20 protein-coding genes and 1 other annotated feature are annotated in these 22,428 nt (G+C 39.0%); of the genes, 3 read left to right on the forward strand and 17 right to left on the reverse strand.

The window, feature by feature from the left end; all coding sequences use genetic code 11:
• Positions 1 to 262: 262 nt before the first annotated feature.
• The 6 genes from glnA to IGL31_RS09940 all read right to left on the reverse strand — a co-directional run bounded on the left by glnA (position 263) and on the right by IGL31_RS09940 (position 5,760).
• A complete protein-coding gene (gene glnA / locus IGL31_RS09915; protein WP_002287001.1) occupies positions 263 to 1,603 on the reverse strand; it encodes a type I glutamate--ammonia ligase in 1,341 nt (446 codons plus the stop codon).
• Between the two features lie 27 nt (positions 1,604 to 1,630).
• Positions 1,631 to 2,023: a MerR family transcriptional regulator gene (locus IGL31_RS09920; RefSeq protein WP_002299672.1), complete on the reverse strand. Its 393-nt coding sequence runs from the start codon at positions 2,021 to 2,023 to the stop codon at positions 1,631 to 1,633.
• A gap of 229 nt (positions 2,024 to 2,252) precedes the next feature.
• Positions 2,253 to 3,482, reverse strand: a complete 1,230-nt coding sequence (gene hflX / locus IGL31_RS09925) for a GTPase HflX (RefSeq protein ID WP_081156833.1) — start codon at positions 3,480 to 3,482, stop codon at positions 2,253 to 2,255.
• Position 3,483: 1 nt separating this feature from the next.
• The gene (miaA, locus tag IGL31_RS09930; RefSeq protein ID WP_081156834.1) at positions 3,484 to 4,401 is read right to left on the reverse strand and encodes a tRNA (adenosine(37)-N6)-dimethylallyltransferase MiaA; all 918 of its coding nucleotides are present in this window, start codon (positions 4,399 to 4,401) and stop codon (positions 3,484 to 3,486) included.
• 3 nt (positions 4,402 to 4,404) lie between these two features.
• On the reverse strand, positions 4,405 to 5,142 hold the full coding sequence (locus tag IGL31_RS09935) for a glycerophosphodiester phosphodiesterase (RefSeq protein ID WP_002377530.1): 738 nt from the start codon (positions 5,140 to 5,142) through the stop codon (positions 4,405 to 4,407).
• A 90-nt stretch (positions 5,143 to 5,232) separates the two neighbouring features.
• Entirely contained in the window at positions 5,233 to 5,760 is a 528-nt protein-coding gene (locus IGL31_RS09940) for a hypothetical protein (RefSeq protein WP_002289403.1), read from the reverse strand.
• Positions 5,761 to 5,939: 179 nt separating this feature from the next.
• Between IGL31_RS09940 and clpP the strand changes: the two genes are divergently transcribed.
• The gene (clpP, locus tag IGL31_RS09945; RefSeq protein WP_002289402.1) at positions 5,940 to 6,533 is read left to right on the forward strand and encodes an ATP-dependent Clp endopeptidase proteolytic subunit ClpP; all 594 of its coding nucleotides are present in this window, start codon (positions 5,940 to 5,942) and stop codon (positions 6,531 to 6,533) included.
• A 103-nt stretch (positions 6,534 to 6,636) separates the two neighbouring features.
• Here the strand turns inward: clpP and IGL31_RS09950 are convergent, their stop codons facing one another.
• From IGL31_RS09950 to efrA, 4 genes are all read right to left on the reverse strand, one after another.
• Entirely contained in the window at positions 6,637 to 7,122 is a 486-nt protein-coding gene (locus IGL31_RS09950) for a gamma carbonic anhydrase family protein (RefSeq protein WP_002319637.1), read from the reverse strand.
• Between the two features lie 151 nt (positions 7,123 to 7,273).
• Entirely contained in the window at positions 7,274 to 7,471 is a 198-nt protein-coding gene (locus tag IGL31_RS09955) for a hypothetical protein (protein WP_002296291.1), read from the reverse strand.
• A gap of 94 nt (positions 7,472 to 7,565) precedes the next feature.
• Entirely contained in the window at positions 7,566 to 9,326 is a 1,761-nt protein-coding gene (efrB, locus tag IGL31_RS09960) for a multidrug efflux ABC transporter subunit EfrB (RefSeq protein WP_002299665.1), read from the reverse strand.
• Complete coding sequence (gene efrA / locus IGL31_RS09965) at positions 9,323 to 11,053, reverse strand: multidrug efflux ABC transporter subunit EfrA (RefSeq protein ID WP_002299664.1); 1,731 nt, start codon at positions 11,051 to 11,053, stop codon at positions 9,323 to 9,325. The genes efrB and efrA overlap by 4 nt, the downstream gene beginning before the upstream one ends.
• Before the next feature lie 392 nt (positions 11,054 to 11,445).
• On the opposite strand from efrA, the gene IGL31_RS09970 reads away from it, so the two are divergent.
• Both IGL31_RS09970 and rnjA read left to right on the forward strand, forming a co-directional pair.
• Positions 11,446 to 11,658 (forward strand): DNA-directed RNA polymerase subunit epsilon, encoded by a 213-nt coding sequence (locus IGL31_RS09970; RefSeq protein WP_002287947.1) that lies wholly within the window; start codon positions 11,446 to 11,448, stop codon positions 11,656 to 11,658.
• 1 nt (position 11,659) lies between these two features.
• Positions 11,660 to 13,339 (forward strand): ribonuclease J1, encoded by a 1,680-nt coding sequence (rnjA, locus tag IGL31_RS09975; protein WP_002287948.1) that lies wholly within the window; start codon positions 11,660 to 11,662, stop codon positions 13,337 to 13,339.
• Positions 13,340 to 13,591: 252 nt separating this feature from the next.
• On the opposite strand, the gene IGL31_RS09980 is transcribed toward rnjA, so the two are convergent.
• The 7 genes from IGL31_RS09980 to thiI all read right to left on the reverse strand — a co-directional run bounded on the left by IGL31_RS09980 (position 13,592) and on the right by thiI (position 22,425).
• Positions 13,592 to 13,792 carry a cold-shock protein gene (locus IGL31_RS09980; protein ID WP_002294067.1) on the reverse strand — a complete coding sequence of 67 codons (201 nt, stop codon included), beginning with the start codon at positions 13,790 to 13,792 and terminating at the stop codon, positions 13,592 to 13,594.
• 149 nt (positions 13,793 to 13,941) lie between these two features.
• Positions 13,942 to 14,634, reverse strand: coding sequence for a RadC family protein (gene radC, locus IGL31_RS09985; protein WP_002294069.1), 693 nt, complete (start codon positions 14,632 to 14,634; stop codon positions 13,942 to 13,944).
• Positions 14,635 to 14,689: 55 nt separating this feature from the next.
• Positions 14,690 to 15,343, reverse strand: coding sequence for an HAD family hydrolase (locus tag IGL31_RS09990; RefSeq protein WP_002287951.1), 654 nt, complete (start codon positions 15,341 to 15,343; stop codon positions 14,690 to 14,692).
• Positions 15,333 to 16,646, reverse strand: coding sequence for a bifunctional folylpolyglutamate synthase/dihydrofolate synthase (locus tag IGL31_RS09995; RefSeq protein WP_086300227.1), 1,314 nt, complete (start codon positions 16,644 to 16,646; stop codon positions 15,333 to 15,335). Before IGL31_RS09995 ends, IGL31_RS09990 begins: the two co-directional genes overlap by 11 nt.
• A 309-nt stretch (positions 16,647 to 16,955) precedes the next feature.
• Positions 16,956 to 19,601, reverse strand: coding sequence for a valine--tRNA ligase (locus IGL31_RS10000; protein WP_002298863.1), 2,646 nt, complete (start codon positions 19,599 to 19,601; stop codon positions 16,956 to 16,958).
• A gap of 47 nt (positions 19,602 to 19,648) precedes the next feature.
• Positions 19,649 to 19,865: a binding site (T-box leader), on the reverse strand.
• Positions 19,866 to 19,993: 128 nt separating this feature from the next.
• Positions 19,994 to 20,641, reverse strand: a complete 648-nt coding sequence (locus IGL31_RS10005) for a redox-sensing transcriptional repressor Rex (protein WP_086300228.1) — start codon at positions 20,639 to 20,641, stop codon at positions 19,994 to 19,996.
• Between the two features lie 572 nt (positions 20,642 to 21,213).
• Positions 21,214 to 22,425 (reverse strand): tRNA uracil 4-sulfurtransferase ThiI, encoded by a 1,212-nt coding sequence (thiI, locus tag IGL31_RS10010; protein ID WP_086300229.1) that lies wholly within the window; start codon positions 22,423 to 22,425, stop codon positions 21,214 to 21,216.
• Positions 22,426 to 22,428: the final 3 nt, after the last annotated feature.

Below are 22,428 nucleotides of genomic sequence, written 5' to 3' on the forward strand. Positions count from 1 at the left end.
TAAATAAACGGTGTTCTCCTGCCAACTCCTCGGTCACAAGTCACAATATCCATCAAACATGAGAAGCTGTTTTTGAAATTGCTCCTTGTGACTCAGAGTTAAACGGCAGGCTTACGACCTCTTGATAAACGGTGTTCAATCAGCTGACCCTCGGTATTAGCTCAAAAAACGGCAAAATATGAGGAACTATTTTTCCGTTTGTTTCTCTAATACTCAGGTCAAAACGCTGATTTCACAGCCTCTAATTCACGTTATTCCTGTTTTAATAAAGTTCTAGATATTGTTCTCTTTCCCACTCGGAAACAGTTTGTCTGAATGCCGCCCATTCGAGACGTTTTGCTTCAACAAAATTTGAGAAGATATGTTGTCCTAATGCGTCAATCATTACATTATCCTTACGCAATTCTTTGATAGCATTATGGATAGTTGAAGGTAAGTCCTGGATATGTGCAGCTTCTCTTTCTTCCTCATCCATTACATAAATGTTACGGTCAACAGCTGCTGGCGGTGTGATCTGATTACGGATACCGTCTAGTCCTGCTTGCAACAATACTGCCATTGCCAAGTATGGGTTTGCAGATGGATCAACTGACCGCAATTCCAAACGTGTGGATAAACCGCGAGATTCTGGTACACGTACTAATGGCGAACGATTACGACCGCTCCATGCGACATAAACAGGCGCTTCATAACCTGGAACGAGACGTTTATAAGAATTGACTGTTGGATTGCAAACGGCTGTGTAGGCACGAGCATGTTTCAGCAAACCACCTAAGAAATGATAAGCTGTTTCACTTAGTTCCAATTCACCGTCTTTATCATAGAAAACATTTCCTTCATCATTGAACAAAGACATATTGCAATGCATACCAGAACCATTGATCCCAAATAACGGTTTCGGCATGAAAGTCGCGTGAAGTCCATGCTTGCGTGCAATCGTTTTGACAACGAGCTTGAAGGTTTGGATATTATCACAAGCATCTACCACATCTGCATATTTAAAGTCAATTTCATGCTGTCCTGGCGCTACTTCATGATGTGAAGCTTCCACTTCAAAGCCTAGACTTTCTAATTCCAACACGATGTCACGGCGGCAATTTTCACCTAAATCTGTTGGTGCAAAATCAAAATAACCACCTTTATCATTCAAGGTCGTTGTGATCCCACCGTCTTCGTCTAATTTAAATAAGAAGAATTCTGGTTCAGGTCCTAAATTGAAAGAGGTAAAACCAAGGTCGCGCATATCTTTCAATGCTCGTTTCAAATTCCCGCGAGGATCGCCGGCAAATGGTGTCCCATCCGGATTATAGATATCACAAATTAAACGAGCAACTTTTCCATGAGCACTTTCCCACGGGAAGATCATCCAAGTGGAGAGATCTGGATACAAATACATATCGCTTTCTTCAATTCGAACAAATCCTTCAATCGAAGAACCGTCAAACATCATTTTATTTTCTAATACTTTGTCGATCTGGCTCACTGGAACTTCTACATTTTTGATCGTACCTAAGATGTCTGTGAACATCAATCGTAAAAATCGTACGTTTTCTTCCTCAATGATTCGTTTGATTTCTTCACCTGTTATCTGTTTCTTTACCATGGTATCCCTCTTCCTTTTTTAATTTATTCAGTCAAAGAATTGTCTTTGCAATCCTTGCGACTGATAATGACCTGTTTTGCTTAACCCACCTTGCGCCAAAATCTCATCACGAAAAATTTGTCGAACGTCATGATCTGTCAACGGCTTCTTGTTTTTTGCTTCTTGTTTTTTCGCCTGTGCCATTTCGTATACACGTTTGATCCCAGCCATATTCAATCCATCTGAAAGATAGTCTTTAATCTCAAGCAACATATCAATATCATTCAGCGAATACATACGTCGGTTTCCTTCGCTTCGTTCCGGATGAACTAAATCTTGTTCTTCATAATAGCGAATTTGCCGAGCAGACAAATCAGTCAGCTTCATAACTGTACCAATTGGAAATACGGACATAGATCGGCGCAATTCCTTTTCTCCCATCAGACGTCCCCTTTCGTTTTATAAGTTGGCTAAAGTGTACCAATTAAAAAAAATATTGTCAACTGCATATGTTAGGTTTTCTAACATGAGATCTCTATTTTTTTATAAAATAACAAAAAAATAAGAACACAAAAAAGGTATCTAGTTGATTTTCGTACCAGATACCTTTTATTTTTTATTATACTGTACTATCCTTTATTAGTGTTTTTACTGTTAAAAAAACAAAATTTTATTGGTTTTTTCTTAACCATTTTGAATTGGTTTTTGCAAACCCTTTAACTTCATATTCGTTTGTTTCTTCCATGTACGCTTCGTCCAAAACCATTGTTTGTCTTCTCAACTCGCTTAATTTCTGTCCTTCGTTGCTTGGCACAGAAAGTGTATAAGGGGTCATTAGTTCCATCAGCTGACGTTTGATTGCTTCGATCAACGCCATCTTACCTTCTTTCGTCTGAGTAGAAATCAATACATTTGGGAATAGCGTAGGCGTGAACATCGCTGGGTCGATCTGGTCTGCCTTATTGTAAACAGTCAGTATCGGCATTTCTTTCATATTCAGTTCATCCATCAATTTTAGGACAGTCTGCTCCTGTAAAATACGATCTGGAGAACTAGCATCGACTACATGTAGCAAAAGATCCATATTTTGACTTTCTTCTAATGTAGAATGGAAAGCATCGATCAGTTGCGTAGGCAGGTCTTGGATGAACCCGACGGTATCCGTTACAGTAATCTCAAATCCTTCAGCAAAACGCCATCTCTTAGTCAATGGATCTAACGTTGCAAACAATTGATCTTTCGAATAAGTATCCGCTTGTGTCAATAGATTCAAGATAGTTGACTTCCCGGCATTCGTGTAGCCAATAAGTCCAATCTGAAAAATCTCGCTATTTTTTCTTTTTTGGCGATTGCGCTCTCGATGAGCTTCTACTTCTTTCAATTCTTTCTTAACAGCAAAAATTTTATTCCGTATATGTCGGCGGTCTGTTTCTAACTTTGTTTCACCTGGCCCTCTTGTTCCGATCCCACCGCCAAGACGAGATAATGTTTTCCCTTGCCCTACTAAACGAGGCAGCAGGTATTCTAACTGAGCAAGTTCAACCTGCAGCTTCCCTTCTTTCGAACGAGCACGCATCGCAAAAATATCTAAGATCAGCTGCACGCGATCAATCACCGGAAGACCAACAGCATCGGTAATCAGTTGGCTCTGTCTCGGAGTTAGCTCATGATTAAAGATGATCAAATCCGCTTCATGCGCATCCGCTTGTTGAACTAATTCTTGTAATTTCCCTTTACCGATAATCGTTTGCCGATCCACTTGTGGTCTCTTTTGTGTAATTGTGAATACGACTTCTCCTGATGCGGTATTCGTCAGCTGAACTAGCTCTTCCATTGACTCTGAAAAGTAACGCTGGTTTACTTCGGTTTCTACCCCTACGATGATCACTTTTTCTTCCATTTTATTCCGCCTCCAGCCATTTTTTGATTGTTTGCTCAATCTGACTTTTTTGATTTGGCTCACTTATAAGATCAAACCACTGTGCATCCAAACGGTTACGAAACCACGTCAACTGACGTTTCGCGTATCTTCTCGAATGTAGTTTGACTTGTTCTGTTGCTTCTTCCAATGTTTCTTTCCCTTCAAAATAAGGGAAAAATTCTTTATATCCAATACCTTGACTGGCCTGGACTTCTCCAAGCTCATACACCTTACGCGCTTCTGCTACTAAACCTTCTGCTAGCATCAAATCGACTCTTTGATTGATTCGTTCATAAAGAATACTACGCTTCGTATCTAATCCAATCATGAGGTAATCATACAATTGCTTTGGCTCTTCTTTAGGTGCCGTGATACTATGTCCTGTCGTCTCTAAAACTTCCAGAGCTCTTATCACTTTGCGTTGATTGTTCCAGTGGATTTTCTCAGCAGCTGCCGGGTCTTTTTCTTTCAACTGATTCCATAATGCTTGGGAACCAATTGTTTCAGCTAACGTTTCGTATTTTTTTCTAATCTCAGGATTCGCTTCTTCTGTCGCCCCTAACTGGTAATCGTATAGAAGGGATTGGATATACAGACCCGTGCCACCAGCGATGATAGGTAGATGCTCTCGGTTCGCAATCTCGGTAATCAATTGGCGACCTGAATGCTGAAAATCAGCGGCTGAGTAACATTGAGTAGGTTCGATCACATCAATCAAATGATGCGGAACATTATTCATCTCTTCTTCTTTGATTTTTGCTGTACCGATATCCAGATTTTTATAGATTTGCAATGAATCACCGCTGATGATCTCTCCTCCAAATAGTTGTGCGAGTTCCACACTTAGCGCTGTTTTACCGACTGCTGTCGGACCGACGATCACTAATACTTTTTCCATATTTTACCTACTTTTCGTTGATTGTTTCCACCGAAGAGCTTTCTCCGGAAAATCAGTTATTATTCCATCTATTTTGAGTTCTTGACATTTGGCCATTTCTTCTTCATCGTTAATCGTCCATGCACGAATTGCTTTTGGAAAATCAGCTGCCTGGACTGGATGTTCGAACAACCAAGTATTTTTTGGATGTACTCCTTCTATATAAGGGGTTTCTGCTGCTAGTTGGACCTTTTTATCAGAAGTACTCATCAATAAGTCCAGCTGTATCTCCGGTTCCAGTAACGCGATTTTTTCCAAAGAATCCAAATGAAAGCTGCAATATGCATGTTGAAAAGGCCAATCTCTACTTTTTAATGTTTCGGCTAATTTTTCTTCGATACCGGGATATTCATACTGATCAGTTTTAATTTCAATCATTAGCATCCCTCGGTAATTTTTTTGGAGAAGCAGTCCTAACACTTCTCTCAATTCAGGAACTTTAGCTGCTGGAAATTCTTTGCTGAATTTTCCTCCTGCATTCAATTTTTTGAGTTCTTCCAATGTTTTTTCTCGAATCAGCCCTTTACCGTTAGTCGTCCGGTCCACTTCTTCGTCGTGCATAACGATCAAATAACCATCTTTGCTTAGATGGACATCTAGTTCGATACCATCTGCACCTACTCGTACAGCTTCTGCAAATGCAGGAAGCGTATTTTCTGGGTGGGTGCCACTGCTTCCGCGATGGGCATAGATTTGTAACATCTTTCTTCACTCCGTTCAGTTCTATTGTATCATTAAGAAAAAAAGAAAGCATTACCACGCTCTCATGTGCAACGGCAATGCTTCAAAATATCAGCTCCAAACATCATCTTTCGAGAAGAAACCAATCGGCTGGCGCGTCATAGTCTTCAACTGAGCTTTTTTTTCATTGATCATTTCAGTCAGACTATCCGTAAAATTCTCTAAAATCACGCGTCCGCCTTTATAAGCATATCCACCAATCTTCATTGTTTCATCTGGAGATAAAATCACTTTTCGATGGGAGATATTCTTAAATAGCTCGTCTAAAATATAATTTGGCAGATAAAAACTATTTTGCGCTGAAAATGATTGGAGATACGCAAAATCGTCAATCGTGATATAACAATCATCAAATGCATCAAAGCTGACATATTCTTCCATCAGCGTTGTCCGTTTCTGCAAGATCTCGTTGATCTTTTTATTTAATTGATTCAGCGTCTCGATTTCTTTGACTTTCAATTCCAATTCACGTCTACGCTGTTCTTTATTTTCCAAGTGACGCATTTGCAGTATCATGCCGATATAGACAACTACAGCACCTGTCAGCACTCCGATAAGACCAGTAATACCAACTATCAATCTGTTGTTCCTCCTTGTTTTGTTTCTCTGCTTATCATACCATAAAGCGGGTTTATGCGACTAATTTGCCTAAGTTTTTTATTTGACCTTTTTTGACCAAAAATGTATACTACATTTTAGGTATTAGAAACTAAATTATGGTACACTATTTCTAAACGAAATCAAGGAGGAACTCTATTATGAATTTAATTCCTACAGTCATTGAACAATCTTCACGAGGTGAAAGAGCTTACGATATCTACTCACGTTTATTGAAAGACCGTATCATCATGTTAAGCGGCCAAGTAACAGATGATCTTGCTAATTCGATCATCGCCCAATTGCTTTTCTTAGACGCTCAAGATTCTGAAAAAGATATCTATCTTTATATCAATTCTCCTGGTGGTTCAGTTACAGCAGGTATGGCTATTTACGACACAATGAACTTTGTCAAAGCAGATGTCCAAACAATTGTTATGGGTATGGCTGCTTCAATGGGAAGCTTCTTGCTGACAGCTGGTACAAAAGGTAAACGATTTGCTTTACCAAATGCTGAGATCATGATCCATCAACCTCTTGGCGGCGCTCAAGGGCAAGCAACTGAAATCGAAATTGCGGCACGCCATATTTTGCAAACACGCGAACGCTTAAACAAAATTTTAGCTGAACGCACTGGACAACCGCTTGAAGTGATTGAAAAAGATACAGATCGTGACAACTATATGACAGCTGAACAAGCAAAAGCATATGGATTGATCGATGAAGTCATGGAAAACAGTTCTTCATTAAATTAATCTGTTTCAAAGGAAGCTTTTTTAAGCTCTCTTATCTAAACCAAATAAAAAAGGATGGTCAACTCAAACTGACCATCCTTTTTTATTTTATGGATGCTACTGCCTATCTTTGCTCCTTGAATTTTCCTTGCGCATGCATCCGACCTATCTCGACATAATGCTGGATGTTTTCTTTGTTTTTTTGTATTTCTTCTTTTGTCAAAGGACGGATCACTTTAGCTGGGCGACCAAAAGCCAAGACATTAGGAGGAATAACTTTTCCTTCTGTTACTAATGATCCAGCACCAATCAAACTATTCTCACCAATAACCGCATGATTCAATATCGTGGTCCCCATCCCGATCAGCGCCCCTTTTTCGATTGTACAGCCATGTAGCATGCACTGATGTCCTACCGTCACATTCTCCGCAATATCTACAGGTGCATCATGATCGACATGGATGATTGTACCATCTTGGATATTCGTTCTTTGTCCTACTTTTATCCAATTACTGTCCCCGCGTAAAACAGCTTGATACCAGATCGTCACATCTTCTGACAATGTCACGTCACCAATCACTGTGGCATTTGATGCTATAAACCGTTCCATATTTATTTTTCTCCTTTCATTTTTTGTAGAAACTAATCCTATTGAATAAAAGTATCATAGCATATATTTATTTCATAAGAAAAAAACAGGTAAAACCTGCTCAGGCCAGATGTCTATTTACAGTATCTGGTAACTGACGTTTTACCTGTTTTTATTGTACATCTATATTTTCTTCTATTACTTTTTTTAAAATTAATTCGTACACTTCTATTTGTGCTGCCAAGCGTTCGATTTGAAACTCATTTTCAAAAAAATCAGCTGAATCAAAAGGCTTCGTCTGACAGACGTGCGTTAAACGATCAACTTCTCTTTTGGCTTCAGTAATTTTTTCATTTAAAAACTGTTCCATCTCCGTGTCCTCACTTTTCTTGATAACTTTACTTTACCATTATCAAGAATAGAGAACAAAAAATAAGTTTTAAACTGTTTTATTCTTATATGACTTATTCTGCTTCCTCAGCAAATTGGCTGTTATACAGTTTTTCATAAAATCCACCTTGTGCCAATAAACTCTCATGCGTTCCTTTTTCAATGATCTGACCTTGATCCATCACTAGAATCAGATCTGCATCACGGATTGTCGATAAACGGTGAGCGATGACGAAACTTGTCCGTCCCTCCATCACGCGATCCATTGCTTTTTGAATCAACGCTTCTAAACGGGTGTCTACTGAACTTGTTGCTTCATCTAAAATCAAGATTTTAGGATCGGAGACCACTGCTCGGGCAATCGTCAGCAACTGTTTTTGTCCTAAAGACACATTGTCTCCCTCAGAATTGATGGCCATATCATATCCATCTGGCATTGTTCGGATAAAATGATCTACGTTTGCTGTTTTCGCAGCATCAACTACTTCATAATCTGTCGCATCAAGCTTTCCGAAGCGGATATTATCTGCAATCGTTCCTTGATAAAGCCATGCATCTTGCAAGACCATACCAAATAGCGAACGCACATCACTGCGACTCATTGATTTGGTGTCGATTCCATCAATCCTTATTGCTCCTTTGTCTACGTCATAAAAACGCATCAATAGATTGATCAATGTCGTCTTGCCGGCACCGGTCGGACCGACCACAGCTACGGTTTGACCAGCTTTCACTTCAAAATTCAAATCTTGGATTAATGGTTTCTTCGGATCATATGCAAAATCGACATGATCGAATGTCACATCTCCTAAAATCGTTTCTGGCAGTGAAGCATCTACTTTGTTTTCTTTTTCTTCTGGCTCATCTAAAATCTCGAATACACGTTTCGTTGCCGCTGATGCACTTTGCAAAACTGAAGACAATTGTGTCACGTTCCCCATTGGCTGACTGATTTGCCAAATATATTGGATGAATGCTTGTAGTTGACCGACAACGATCGCCCCAGTAATAACATAAAAGCTTCCTAGAACAGCCATACCAATATAAGTAGCATAGGCAGTTAATTGAACTAGAGGCATCATCAAGCCAGAAATGAATGCTGCACGAAACCCAAAGTATTTCAAGCTGTGATTAACTTTTTTGAATCCTTCCAATGTTTCTTTTTCGCGTCCATATACTTTCAATACACTAAAACCTGTCATATTTTCTTGGACGTAGCCGTTTAGCTCACCAAGAGAATTCTGCATGCTTTGAAAGTATTTCTGCGAAGCATTGATCACTCGTTTTGAGATCCAGATCGATGTTGGAATCATGATCATAGAGATCAGCGCCATCATCGGCTGGATATAAAACATCATTGCTGCAGCCAACGTAATTCCCAATATCGCATTTACGATACCAATAAAAGCTTGTTGTAAAGCACCGCTGACTGCATCTACATCATTCGTCACACGAGACAAAATATTTCCTTGCTGGTTTTTATCGAAATATGAAACCGGAAGACGATTGATTTTTTCTTCTATGTCTCTTCTCAAATCATGCATGGCACTTTGAACGACATTTGTCATCAAAACACCAGAAAGTAATTGCGAAATACAATACCCTATTCCAACAACTGTGATCCAAATGAGACATTTGAATATATAAGAAAAATTGATTGATTCGCCATTGGCAATATTACGGCTGATTTCTGTAGTAGGAAGTCCTGTAACATATGGCAAAGCCACGTTGAAAGCCACTGTCAGAACTGTAAATAGGATTACTAAAAGAAAAGTCCCACGATACGGTCTGATATATCGAGCTAAACGTTTTAAGGAAGAAAAGGTTTTTTTCATGCTAATTCCTCCTTTGATAATTGAGAAGCGGCAATATCATAATAAATCGGGCATTTTTCCAACAACTCCCGATGCGTCCCCATACCGACGACTTCTCCTTCATTTAATACGATGATCTTATCTGCATGCATGATCGTTCCCACACGTTGTGCTACGATCAATACAGTAGATTCTGTCGTTTCTTTTTTCAGACGAGCACGTAACTTCGCATCCGTTTGATAATCTAATGCAGAAAAGCTGTCATCAAAAATATAGATTTCCGGACGGCGTATGATGGCTCTGGCTATTGCCAATCGTTGTTTTTGTCCACCTGAAAAATTGGAACCACCTTCTGATAAATGTTCATTAAATCCATCTGGTTTTCGAGAAATGAATTCTGAAGCTTGAGCAATCTCAGCTGCACGTTCCATTTCTTCTTGCGTAGCATCTTCTTTCCCGTATCGCAAATTATCTGCAATCGTTCCAGTAAATAGCAACGCTTTTTGCGGAATAAACCCAATCTTATCTCGCAACTTGCTTAGCCGATAATCTCTCACGTCTACTCCATCGATCAAGATCTTTCCTTCACTCACATCATAAAAGCGAGGAATCAATTGGATCAACGTAGATTTTCCGCTACCGGTACTTCCAATAAAAGCAACGGTTTCTCCTGGAGAGGCTGTAAAACTGACATTTCGAATCACTGGTTCTTGCGAATGGCCTGGATAAGCAAATGTTACATTTTGAAATTCGATATACCCTTTAGTTTTTGTATCAGATATACCCTTTGGATCTTCTACAATCGAAGGTTTGGCATCTAGGGCTTCTTGGATACGTCCAGCTGAAACAGCTGCTCTTGGATACATCATGAACACACTGGCAAATAACATGAATGAGAACAAGGCATGGAATATATACTCGATAAATGCAATCAAATCTCCTACACGAAGCTCGCCTGCATCGATTTGCACTGCCCCGCTCCAGATGATCAATACCATTACGATATTAAATAAGAAATAAAAACCCGGTTGTGCAACAGCCATCAAACGGAATAAGCTTTTTGAACTAGAAGCATAATTCTCATTGACTACAGCAAAACGTTTTTCTTCAAACTTTTCATTGACGAATGCACGAATCACACGCAATCCTGAAAGATTTTCCCGCAAGATACTGTTGATTTTATCTAAGTTTTTTTGTTGCTTTTTAGATAACGGTTCAGACACCTTAGCAATCGCTACGACTGCCAATAATAGTAAAGGTAATGCACCTACTACATACAAACTGAGTGTCACACTTGTACGCATGACCATGTACAAACTGACAATGAACATCATTGGTGCCATAAAACCGATACGTAAAATATTTTGCAGGAACAACATGATCTGATAAGCATCGTTTGTTGTACGAGTGATCAATGAAGATACGCCTAGATTTTCGTATTCCTGATGCGAATAACTTTGGATCTTTTCGAACAAATCATCTCGAATATCTGCTACGATATTAGTCGTAATCCTCGAACCAAAATAACCTAACAAGATATTCAAAATAATACCGATTACAGTAATAACGATCATAAATATCCCTTGTTGCTTCACATAATCAAAATCATCATTGCGGATTCCTACATCGATCATACGTGCTAAAATCGTAGGAAGTCCTAATTCAATCAAAATAAAACCAAATACGCATATGAAATTGAAAAACAAGAATTTCTTATAACGCATGGTATAATGCCACATTAGTTTCACTTTCTCATCTCCTTTTAATCTTTTGTTACATTTTCATTACTAAAAATGATAGCACAACGAGCCTATTAATAGAACACTTCTCTCATAAAAAAGTCATTATGATTATAGCGGGATGATAAACATTGATTTTTTCTTTCAATCTAGTTGATTTCTATACTTATTTGCTGTTTTATGCTAGAATAACAATTAATTGTTGTATATTTTTTATACAGAAGGTACGGTTGAAAAAATATCCGAACAGATAAGCAAAAACGAGGCTTGTCTCTTTGACTCGAATCCAGTATTCTAGTCAAAGCATATGAAAAACCAGGTGGCTTGTCCCCTCGTTTTGTGTTGTCTAAAAAAATCAACTAGCTAAATCACTGCTTTACGCAGATAAAGGAGACAAAACAATGATCTATAAAGTTTATTATCAAGAAACAAAAGTACGCAACCCTAAACGGGAAGAAACAAAATCTCTTTACATTGAGGCAAAAAGCGATGTAGACGCTCGCCAACGTGTGGAAGAAAATACCCCATACAATATTGAATTCGTTCAACTTCTAGAAGGAAGTCATCTAGAGTACGAAAAAGAAAATGCTGATTTCTCATTAGTGGAGTTTTAATATGAAACTTTCCATCAAAAATAACGAGACAGGCGTCTTTGCTATTGGTGGATTAGGTGAAATCGGGAAAAATACGTATGGGGTACAATTCCAAGATGAAATCATTTTGATTGATGCCGGGATCAAATTCCCGGAAGACGATTTACTTGGAATTGACTATGTCATTCCCGACTACAGCTACATCATACAAAACTTACACAAAGTAAAAGCCTTGGTGATTACTCACGGGCACGAAGACCACATCGGCGGAATACCCTACTTGCTGAAACAAGCAAATATTCCTATCTATGCTGGTCCTCTCGCATTAGCGTTGATCACAAACAAATTAGATGAGCATGGCTTGCTTCGAGATGCAGAGCTCCATGAGATCAATGAAGATACGATTATCCGTTTTAGAAAGACTTCTGTCAGCTTTTTCAGAACGACCCATAGTATCCCAGATGCATTAGGGATCGTGGTGAAAACACCTTCTGGAAATATCGTAGCGACTGGAGACTTCAAATTCGATTTCACTCCTGTTGGCGAACCAGCAAACTTGCATAAAATGGCTCGTATCGGGGAAGAAGGAGTCTTGTGCCTTTTATCTGATAGTACAAATGCTGAGATTCCAACATTTACTAAATCAGAAAAAACGATTGGGCATTCTATTTTGAAGATCTTTTCAAAAATCGAAGGACGTATCATTTTTGCCAGCTTTGCTTCTAACATCTTCCGTTTGCAGCAAGCAGCAGATGCCGCTGTGGCAACTGGTCGTAAAATCGCTGTTTTCGGACGAAGCATGGAAAATGCCATCGTCAACGGTCAACGTTTAGGATATATCAAAGTTCCAGACGGCACATTTGTAGATGCACACGAAATCAATCGCTTGCCTGCCAATGAAACGATGATCCTATGTACAGGTTCTCAAGGGGAAGCGATGGCCGCTTTGAGCCGTATTGCAAATGGTACCCACCGCCAAATCCAAATCCAGCCAGACGATACAGTGATCTTTTCAAGTTCACCTATCCCTGGTAATACAACAAGTGTCAATCATTTAATCAACTTGCTGTCTGAAGCTGGCGCAGAAGTAATACATGGAAAAATCAATAACATCCATACTTCCGGTCACGGTGGACAAGAAGAACAAAAATTGATGCTTCGCTTGATGAAACCAAAATATTTTATCCCTGTCCATGGAGAATTCCGCATGTTGAAAGTCCATGCTTCTCTAGCACAAGATGTAGGGGTTCCTGCAGAAAACTGCTTCATCATGGAAAATGGCGATGTTTTAGCGTTAACTAGCGATTCTGCGCGTCCTGCTGGGCATTTTGTGGCTGGAGATGTGTATATCGATGGTAGCGGGATCGGTGATATTGGTAATGTCGTTTTACGTGACCGTCACCTGCTTTCAGAAGAAGGTCTTGTATTAGCTGTCGCGACAGTGGATATCAAGAAAAAAGAAATCTTGGCTGGTCCAGATATTCTCTCTCGTGGATTTGTCTACATGCGAGAATCAGGAGAAATGATCAATGAAGCTCAGCGAATCTTATTCCACGCTTTAAGAGAATGTTTGAATGGACCTGACTGTTCAGAATATAAATTGAAAGAAGCGATGACTGGCGCGCTTCAGCCTTTCTTATTCGAACGTACAGAAAGACATCCAATGATTTTGCCAATGGTAATGACACCAGATGAAGAATAAATAAGAGGTTATGAAATCAGCACCTTGTCCTGAATATGAGAGAAAACAAATGAAAAACATGAGAAGCCATTTTTGTTTGTTCTTATTCCTTGATACAAGGTGGCTCTTTCATAGCCTCTTAAATTTATTTACTTTTCATACAAAAAAATACCTGCCACAAGAGAAATTGTCTCTTGTGGCAGGTATTTTTGTTACTCGCTTTGTTCTCTCGTAAAAATTGATGTCTACCATCAATTTGATTTACAGATAAAATTAAGCTTTTACAACGTTTGCAGCTTGTGGGCCGCGGTCTGATTCTTCAACGTCGAAAGTCACTGCTTGACCTTCTTCTAATGTTTTGAATCCGTCACCTTGGATAGCTGAGAAGTGAACGAATACGTCGCTTCCATCTTCACGTGAGATAAATCCAAATCCTTTTTCAGCGTTGAACCATTTTACTGTTCCGTTTTCCATAATAATATCCTCCTCGTGCCAAAAGCACTAATTTAAATTGTAACATTGCTCGTGTACGATAGAGGTGCAACAGATGTTTCAACTTCTATTCCCAAACAAAATTACAATATAATTGTACACTTGCTTCATTTTTTTTGCAAGAAAGCAACTTACTTCTCTTCCATCATTCCTTCTTCTCTCAAACTAAAATATCGTTTGCGTCCGATGATCAAGTGGTCCAGTACAGTGATCCCCATCATTTCTCCACACTTTTGTATCCTTTTGGTAAAATTCATATCCTGCTGCGATGGAATAACATTACCAGAAGGATGATTATGCGCTAAAACGATCCTTGCTGCACAATAACGTACAGCATAATGGAAAATTTCTCTAGGATGAGCGACTGACTGATTCAGCGAACCGATGAACACTGTTTTTTTTAAGATCACTTGATTCTTCGTGTCCAAATAAATACAAACCAAATGTTCTTGTTTGTGATCTTTCATTTCCAGAATCAATTGCTGGGCCAATTCGTAGCTGGTACGAACCGGTGGAGCCGCTCTTTCATGATCCGTCTGAATTCGTCGACCTAATTCGATCAAGGCTTTGATTTCGATTGCTTTCACGCGTCCTATCCCTCGAATCTCTTCTAACTCATGCAAAGTAGCCTGTCGTAAAGAGGCCAGTCCTCCAAACGTTTTTAACAGATTTCCAGCAATCGACATCACACTATAAGGGTGTTGACCGGTACGCAGTAAGATTGCCAAAAGCTCCTGATCCGATAAAGCTTCAGCGCCATAAATTTCCATACGTTCCCTTGGTAAAGAGCTAGTAGGTACTTCTTTGATCAATCGTTTTCCCAAAAAAAACATCTCCTTTCTATCTTATCTAAAATAAGATACGAAAAGAGATGGATTTTTATTTTAACAATGCAGGGATTTCATGTAAAGAAGAAACAACCCCAGCTGTTTTTTTGATCAATTCTTGGGATGGTGGAAGCAGATCTGGTACCATGACTACCGGGATCTCAGCCGCAGAAGCTGCTAAAATACCATTTTGTGAATCTTCTAAAATCAATGTTTCTTTCTTCGCTGTACCTAGCTTCTGATTAGCTAACAAGAAAATTTCTGGGTCTGGTTTTGCTCGTTGAACATTTTCTGCAGAAACAATCGTCTCAAATCGTTCAAACAGATTGTTCTTCTTCAATAAAAGTTCAATGACTGCTCGTTGGTTACTGGAAGCGACAACTTTGGGAATCTGATGTTCTTCTAAAAAAGAGAGGAGTTCCAACACACCGGGCTTCATTTGTACCGCTCCTTGCGAAAAACGTTCAAGCGTTTCCTGGTATGAATCATCTATGAATCTTTGTACACTTGTTTTGCCAAATTCCGAGAAAATCATATGATAATTCGCCCATACTTCTTCATCTGAAACACCTAAGAATTTTAAATACAGGTCTTTATCATAAGGAAAACCCATCTTGTCTGCTACTACTTGTGTGGCTTCGTAATACACTAACTCTGTGTCGAACAGCAAACCATCCATGTCAAAAATCACTGCATTATACTTCATGATCTCCTCCTAATTGTATTAATAAATGGCGAACTTCTGAAATGAAATAAAGTGAACCGGTCACAACTAATACGTCTTCATTTGTCATCTTTTCCAATATATCTGCTAATCCGAATTGCCACAATGAAACGATTGATACTCTCTCACTTGCTAAATCTGATACTTCACTTAATTCGATGGCTTTTGGATGTTCAAAGGTCGTCAAATAAATATGGACATTTGGTACTTGCTGCAATCGTTCTAGCATTTCTCTAACATTTTTAGTTCGTAAGGCGGAAAACAAAATGTTGATTTGATATCCTTTGAATTCTTTTTTCAAATTCTCAACAAGCCGGTTCATTGCATGCGTATTATGGGCACCATCTAAAACAACTAATGGCTCGTTACTCAAACGCTCCATTCTTCCTGGCCATCGAGATTTCTTCAATCCCTTCAAAACATCTTTTTCTCGGAAAGGCAGCTTTTCCAATTGACAGTAAACAAAATACAATTCGATGGCTACTCCTGCATTTTCAGCTTGATGTTGCCCTAAAAGCGGAGTGGTTAATTGAGGGATCTTTCCTATTTCATTAAAAAATTCAAATACTTCTCCCCACATCTCATCAGGATGCAGATAGTTTATTTTATAATTTTCCCCGTATACATAAAGCGGTGCATTTTTTGCTTTAGCTGTTTGTTGGATGACAGTAAAAGCTTCTGGGGCAATATTTCCTGTTACTACTGGAACGCCTTGTTTGATGATTCCAGCTTTTTGTGCAGCGATTTCTTCAATTGTATCTCCAAGTATTTCGGTATGATCAAGTCCAATCGTTGTTATTCCCGTCAGCATTGGTACAGCTACATTGGTAGAATCCAATAAGCCGCCTAAGCCAACTTCGATAATCGCTACGTCCACTTTCTTCATCAAAAAATAATCAAATGCCATTGCTGTTAATGTCTCGAATTCAGTAATACCAGCTACTGCTTCAAATTGATCAAGTTGTTTGATCAGTGGCTGATATTTTTTTACAAGATGGATCAAATCATTGTCTGGGATGCTTTTGCCATTGATTGCGATCCGTTCATTGAACGTTTCGATATAAGGTGAAGTAAATGTACCTACTGTCAGCCCAGCCTCTTCTAATAGGCTTCTCAAATAAGCTACAGTAGAACCTTTTCCGTTTGTTCCAGCGATATGGATCGTTTTTACTTTTCTCTCTGGATGCCCTACCACTTCTAATAAAGCTTCGACTCGGTCAAGGCCAGGACGTGAACCAAATGGTAATCGACTATGGATCCATTCTATTGCTTCTTCAATCGTCATCAACAATTCCCCCATTTCTCTTTTATTATAACAAATAGAACACATAAGAAAAATAAAAGTATGACAAAGAGAAAAGAAACAGAGAGAGGAACGATTTTATCAACTACTTTATTGACTCTTGATACATGATCCATCTCCCTCCTTCTCCTACATAATAAGAGTAGACTAAAAAAGAGATGTGACAAAATTTATGTCACATCTCCTTATGAATCGAAGCTAAGAGTGAGGCTCAAACTCTTTCCTGTAACGATGTTCAATCAGCTAGCTTTTAGTAATAGCTAGCTGATTTCACACTCTCTTTTTCTATTCTTATTGAATAGTACGCAAACTTTCGATTCGTTCTTTGACAGCCGTTTGCTTCTCTAAATAATCTTTTTCTTTTGCACGCTCTGCCTCTACTACTTCTTCCGGCGCGTTAGAAACAAAACGTTCATTAGAAAGTTTTCCTTGTACACGTTTTACTTCGCTTGTCCACTTTTCCAGTTCTTTTTCTAATCGTTTGATTTCTTCTTCAATATTGATCAATCCTGCTAACGGCAAGAAGATTTCTGCACCTGTCAGAACAGCTGACATCGCTAGATCTGGCGCAGTGATCTCACTTGATATCGTCAACTCTTCGGGATTACAGAAGCGTTCGATATAGCTTGTATTTTCAACTAAAAATTGATCGATTTTAGCATCGTTTGTTTTAATTAGCAACGTAATTGGTTTAGACAATGGTGTATTCACTTCTGAACGAATATTTCGAACGGCTCGAATCAATTCTTTCAATACTTCCATCCCTTTAGAAGCTGTTTCATCATCAAACTCTGGACGTACAACAGGATATTCTGCCACTACTAGAGAATTTCCCTGATGAGGAATATGTTCCCATATTTCTTCTGTAACGAATGGCATGATTGGATGCAATAAACGTAGGATCTGATCAAGTGTATGAACTAAGATGCTACGGGTGGTTTGTTTTGAAACAGCATCATCTCCATAAAGTACTTCTTTACTCATTTCGATGTACCAGTCACAAAAATCATCCCAGATAAAGTTATACAGTTGTCGACCTGCTTCACCAAATTCAAAACGATCAAATAGCTCAGTTACTCGTTCGATCGTTTCATTCAAACGAGTAAGGATCCACCGGTCAGCCACTGATTTTTCTCCAGATAAATCGATCTCTTCTACGGTCATTCCTTCGATATTCATGATAACGAAACGTGAAGCATTCCAGATTTTGTTGATAAAGTTCCAAGAAGCATCCATTTTTTCATAGCTGAAGCGGACATCTTGTCCTGGTGCAGAACCATTCGATAAGAACCAGCGGAGAGCATCTGCTCCATACTTTTCGATTACTTCCATCGGATCGATTCCATTACCTAATGATTTACTCATCTTCCGCCCTTGTTCGTCACGGATCAATCCATGAATCAAGACATTCTCAAATGGACGTTCGCCAGTAAATTCCAAGCTTTGGAAAATCATTCTGCTTACCCAGAAGAAAATGATGTCATAACCGGTTACTAAAGTGCTAGTAGGGAAGTATCGCTTATAATCTTCGCTTTCCGTATCTGGCCAGCCCATTGTTGAGAAAGGCCACAAAGCTGAACTAAACCAAGTGTCTAAAACATCAGGATCTTGTACCCAGTTTTCACTATCCGCTGGTGCTTCCATCCCTACATACATTTCACCTGTTTCTTTGTGATACCATGCAGGAATTTGATGTCCCCACCATAATTGTCGTGAGATTACCCAATCATGGACATTTTCCATCCAACGTAAAAACGTTTGATTGAATCTCGGAGGGAAGAATTCCACTGCTTGATCTGTTTCTTGGTTATCAATGGCTTTTTTCGCTAACGGCGCCATTTTTACAAACCATTGAGTAGACAGCCGAGGTTCAACAACGACACCTGTCCGCTCGGAATGACCCACACTGTGGATCATCGTATCGATTTTAATCAATCGACCGATTTCTTTCAGATCTTGCACGATTGCTTTACGAGCAGCAAAACGATCCATTCCAGCATATTTTCCTGCTAGTTCATTCATCGTACCATCATCATCCATAACATTTACGCGTGGAAGATCATGACGATTACCTACCTCAAAGTCGTTTGGATCATGTGCTGGAGTGATTTTTACTACACCTGTCCCGAATTCCATATCTACATATTCATCTGCAATGATTGGGATTTCTTTATTGACTAAAGGTAGAATCACTTTTTTGCCGATGAGCGCTTGATAACGCTCGTCTTCTGGATGAACAGCAATCGCCGTATCTCCCAACATCGTTTCTGGACGGGTTGTCGCAATTTCTACTACGCCTGATCCATCTGCTAGTTCATAGCTCATATGATAAAAGGCGCCTTCGATATCTTTATGAATAACTTCGATATCAGATAGAGCTGTTCGTGCTTGAGGATCCCAGTTGATGATATATTCACCACGATAAATCAAACCTTTTTCGTATAAGGTAACAAAAACTTTACGTACTGCTTCAGATAATCCATCATCTAATGTAAAACGTTCCCTACTGTAATCTAAAGATAAGCCCATTTTAGCCCACTGTTCGCGGATGTGGCTCGCATACTCTTCTTTCCATTCCCACACTTGATCGATGAACTTTTCACGACCTAGATCATAACGAGAAATCCCTTGCTCTCTAAGCTTCGCTTCTACTTTTGCTTGTGTCGCGATTCCTGCATGGTCCATACCAGGCAGCCATAAAGTATCATATCCTTGCATTCTCTTTTGACGAATCAGCATATCTTGCAAGGTCGTATCCCAAGCATGCCCTAAATGAAGTTTTCCAGTAACATTTGGGGGCGGGATTACGATTGAATAAGGTTTTGCTTTTTTATCTCCGCTCGGTTTAAACAAATCTTGTTCTAACCAATGCTGATAACGTCCAGCTTCAACTTCTTGCGGATTATATTTTGTTGATAGGTTATTTTCTTCCGTCATGCTGTTTTCCTCCTTTAAACTAAAAAACGTCCTAAAATACTTTCGTATTCTAGGACGTATGATTTACGCGGTACCACCTAAATTGCAATAATCAATCATTATTGCCTCTCAAGTGAGTTAACGATCACGACTCGTCTATCTCTACTCCATTCAAGACAGAAACTCCCAAGCTACCTTCACTGGTTGTCATTGAGAACCTTTCAGCAGATAGTTCTCTCTCTAAGAATGAATGTGCCAGTTACTCCTCTTGTTCAGCGTTATGCTTCATTCTACAATGGTTTTTTTTTTTAGTCAACAAGTGGTCGTGAAAAAACCACTTCATTTAGTACTAAAAAATTTTTGAAAGAATCACGACGAGTTCTCGCAAGATCAATAAGCCTACTCAAATTTTCCTAAGAAAAAACTTCTGAGTAATTCTCATCAAAGTAAATAAGCGTCTGCAACTCGGTTGTCAAATCAATGTATTGAACATTGACATAAGCTGGGACAGTTACTCTATCAGGCGCAAAATTAAGTATAGCGGTTACATTTCCTTTGACAATTTCATCAATAGCAGATTGTGAATATTTACTTGGTACCGTAGAGATTGCTACTGTCACATTTTTTGCTTTGGCTATCTCCGCGAAACGATCAATCGGATAGATCATTTCTCCATCAATTACTCGATTGATCAGTGCTGGATCATTATCAAAGACGCACACGATATTTAGATTTTCATTTCTTCTAAAATTGTTGTGTTTCAATGCTTTGCCAAGATTTCCATATCCTACTAATGCGATTCGTTTTTCTTCTTTAGTATTAAGGATATTATTGAATACATCGATAAGGAAAGGGACATCATAGCCATATCCGCTTCTGCCTAGCTCGCCTAATTGCGAGAAGTCTCTGCGGATCGTTGCAGAAGGAATTTGGGTGATTTCGCTGAACTCATTTGATTTGATTCTACTTATGCCTGAGTCATCCAGCATCTTCAAGTAGCGTAAATATAAAGGTAATCTTTTCGCAGTTGCTTTTGGCAGTGTATCTTTTTTTTCTCGCATAACGACGCTCCTTGTTAACAATTTCACATATTTAGTGTAACATGTTTCTAACCCGGGAGCAAGGTTACAAGTAGGAAGGAAAAGGGTGTGAGACAAATAAAACGGTGTTCAAAAGCTTGCATCTGCGGTAATAAGCTCAACCAAACGTAAAATATGAGGAACTATTTTTGTTTGGCTGTTCTTATTACTTGATGCAGGGCAGCTTTTTCACAACCTCTGATACACGGTGTTCCAGAAGTAACTTCTTCGAAAAATAAGCCGAAATTTCACAAAAATTTGAAAAGCAATTTTCGTAAATTCCTTCTTATTTCTTGAAGCTGCCCACTTCTGTCACAACCTCGCTATTTCATGGGAAATTCTCTTTTTTATATCATTTATCAACTGTAGCTTGATCTCTAAATAAAATTTTATTTTTCAGTTAGTAAAAAAGAACCGGCTTTTCCATAACTTCTTGATAAATGGTATTCAATCAGCTAATCTTCGACATTAGTTCAAAAACGGTAAAATACATGGAGCTATTTTTTCGTTTTGTTTCTCTAATACTCTGGTCAAAACACTATTTTCATAACCTCTTATAGCAATTCTGAAAATTCTTCAGTTTTTTCATTAGACGATTCTGCTTGTATCTCTTCCATCTTCAAGCCAGCTAGTGCTCGTTGGATCATTTCATCTATTGCTAAACGCTCTTCATATTGATGGACCTTTTCCAGTTGAGGGCGTGTTTTTGGCTGTGGAGGAGCAAAAATCGTACAGCAATCTTCAAAAGGCTGGATAGAAAGATTAAATGTATCGATCTGTTCTGCTACTTCAATGATTTCAAGTTTATCCATTGTCGCTACAGGCCGAATGATTGGCGTATTCGTTACTTCATTGATAGCCACCATACTTTGCAAAGTTTGTGAAGCCACTTGACCTAATGATTCACCATTCAAAATGACTAAACCATGACGAATACGGCGAATTTCATCGGTCAAACGCAACATCATTCGACGAGTAATTGTCATCCAATATCCTTGTGGCACTGACTTTTTGATTTCTTCTTGAATCTCGGTAAATGGCACTTCGATAAAATGGATCGTTCCCACATAAGGTGCTAGTTTGGCTGTTAGATCTTTTGCTTTTTGCAGTGATTGTTCACTTGTATACGGCGGACTAGCAAAATGAACAGCTTCAATTTCCACTCCCCGCTTCATGGCAAAGTACCCTGCTACAGGAGAATCAATCCCCCCAGAAAGCATAAGCATTCCTTTTCCGCTTGTTCCTACGGGCAATCCTCCAGCTCCCTTGATCGTTTCATACGATAGATAAGCGCCATCACGCCGAATCTCTACACGTAATGGAATATCTGGTTGACGCATTTGAACTTGGATATGCGGGAAAATATCAAAAACAGCATTACCTAATGTTTGATTCAATTCATTACTTGTCAATTCAAATTGGTGATCGCTTCTTTTAGCGATAATTTTAAATGTTTCTTTCCCAGTATAAATTTCTTTCATGATGTCTTGAACAGCTTGTTTTAAAACTTCGACATCTTTTTCTACACGAATACTTGGAGAAAAATTTTGGATCCCAAATATTTTTGCTAGTTTTGGAATAACTAGCTGCCCGTCTGCGCCATTCAATAAAAGATGCATCCGGTCCCGATCAGCATGGATTTTGATTTCTGGAAAGTCTTTCAAAGCTTGTCTGACATTTTGTGCTAGTTGCATGATAAAGCTTTTTCGATTCTTTCCTTTTGTCGAAAGTTCCCCATAACGGACCATAATTTCACTGTATTTCACAAG

Source organism: Enterococcus sp. MSG3290, assembly GCF_050555565.1.
In the GTDB taxonomy this organism is placed as follows: domain Bacteria; phylum Bacillota; class Bacilli; order Lactobacillales; family Enterococcaceae; genus Enterococcus_B; species Enterococcus_B faecium.

Bases quoted from the DNA above. Each gene is read 5' to 3' on its own strand.
- glnA (WP_002287001.1), bottom strand. From the start codon at position 1,603: ATGGTAAAGAAACAGATAACAGGTGAAGAAATCAAACGAATCATTGAG.
- IGL31_RS09920 (WP_002299672.1), bottom strand. From the start codon at position 2,023: ATGGGAGAAAAGGAATTGCGCCGATCTATGTCCGTATTTCCAATTGGT.
- hflX (WP_081156833.1), bottom strand. From the start codon at position 3,482: ATGGAAGAAAAAGTGATCATCGTAGGGGTAGAAACCGAAGTAAACCAG.
- miaA (WP_081156834.1), bottom strand. From the start codon at position 4,401: ATGGAAAAAGTATTAGTGATCGTCGGTCCGACAGCAGTCGGTAAAACA.
- IGL31_RS09935 (WP_002377530.1), bottom strand. From the start codon at position 5,142: ATGTTACAAATCTATGCCCATCGCGGAAGCAGTGGCACCCACCCAGAA.
- clpP (WP_002289402.1), top strand. From the start codon at position 5,940: ATGAATTTAATTCCTACAGTCATTGAACAATCTTCACGAGGTGAAAGA.
- IGL31_RS09950 (WP_002319637.1), bottom strand. From the start codon at position 7,122: ATGGAACGGTTTATAGCATCAAATGCCACAGTGATTGGTGACGTGACA.
- IGL31_RS09955 (WP_002296291.1), bottom strand. From the start codon at position 7,471: ATGGAACAGTTTTTAAATGAAAAAATTACTGAAGCCAAAAGAGAAGTT.
- efrB (WP_002299665.1), bottom strand. From the start codon at position 9,326: ATGAAAAAAACCTTTTCTTCCTTAAAACGTTTAGCTCGATATATCAGA.
- IGL31_RS09970 (WP_002287947.1), top strand. From the start codon at position 11,446: ATGATCTATAAAGTTTATTATCAAGAAACAAAAGTACGCAACCCTAAA.
- rnjA (WP_002287948.1), top strand. From the start codon at position 11,660: ATGAAACTTTCCATCAAAAATAACGAGACAGGCGTCTTTGCTATTGGT.
- IGL31_RS09980 (WP_002294067.1), bottom strand. From the start codon at position 13,792: ATGGAAAACGGAACAGTAAAATGGTTCAACGCTGAAAAAGGATTTGGA.
- IGL31_RS09990 (WP_002287951.1), bottom strand. From the start codon at position 15,343: ATGAAGTATAATGCAGTGATTTTTGACATGGATGGTTTGCTGTTCGAC.
- IGL31_RS09995 (WP_086300227.1), bottom strand. From the start codon at position 16,646: ATGACGATTGAAGAAGCAATAGAATGGATCCATAGTCGATTACCATTT.
- IGL31_RS10000 (WP_002298863.1), bottom strand. From the start codon at position 19,601: ATGACGGAAGAAAATAACCTATCAACAAAATATAATCCGCAAGAAGTT.
- IGL31_RS10005 (WP_086300228.1), bottom strand. From the start codon at position 20,641: ATGCGAGAAAAAAAAGATACACTGCCAAAAGCAACTGCGAAAAGATTA.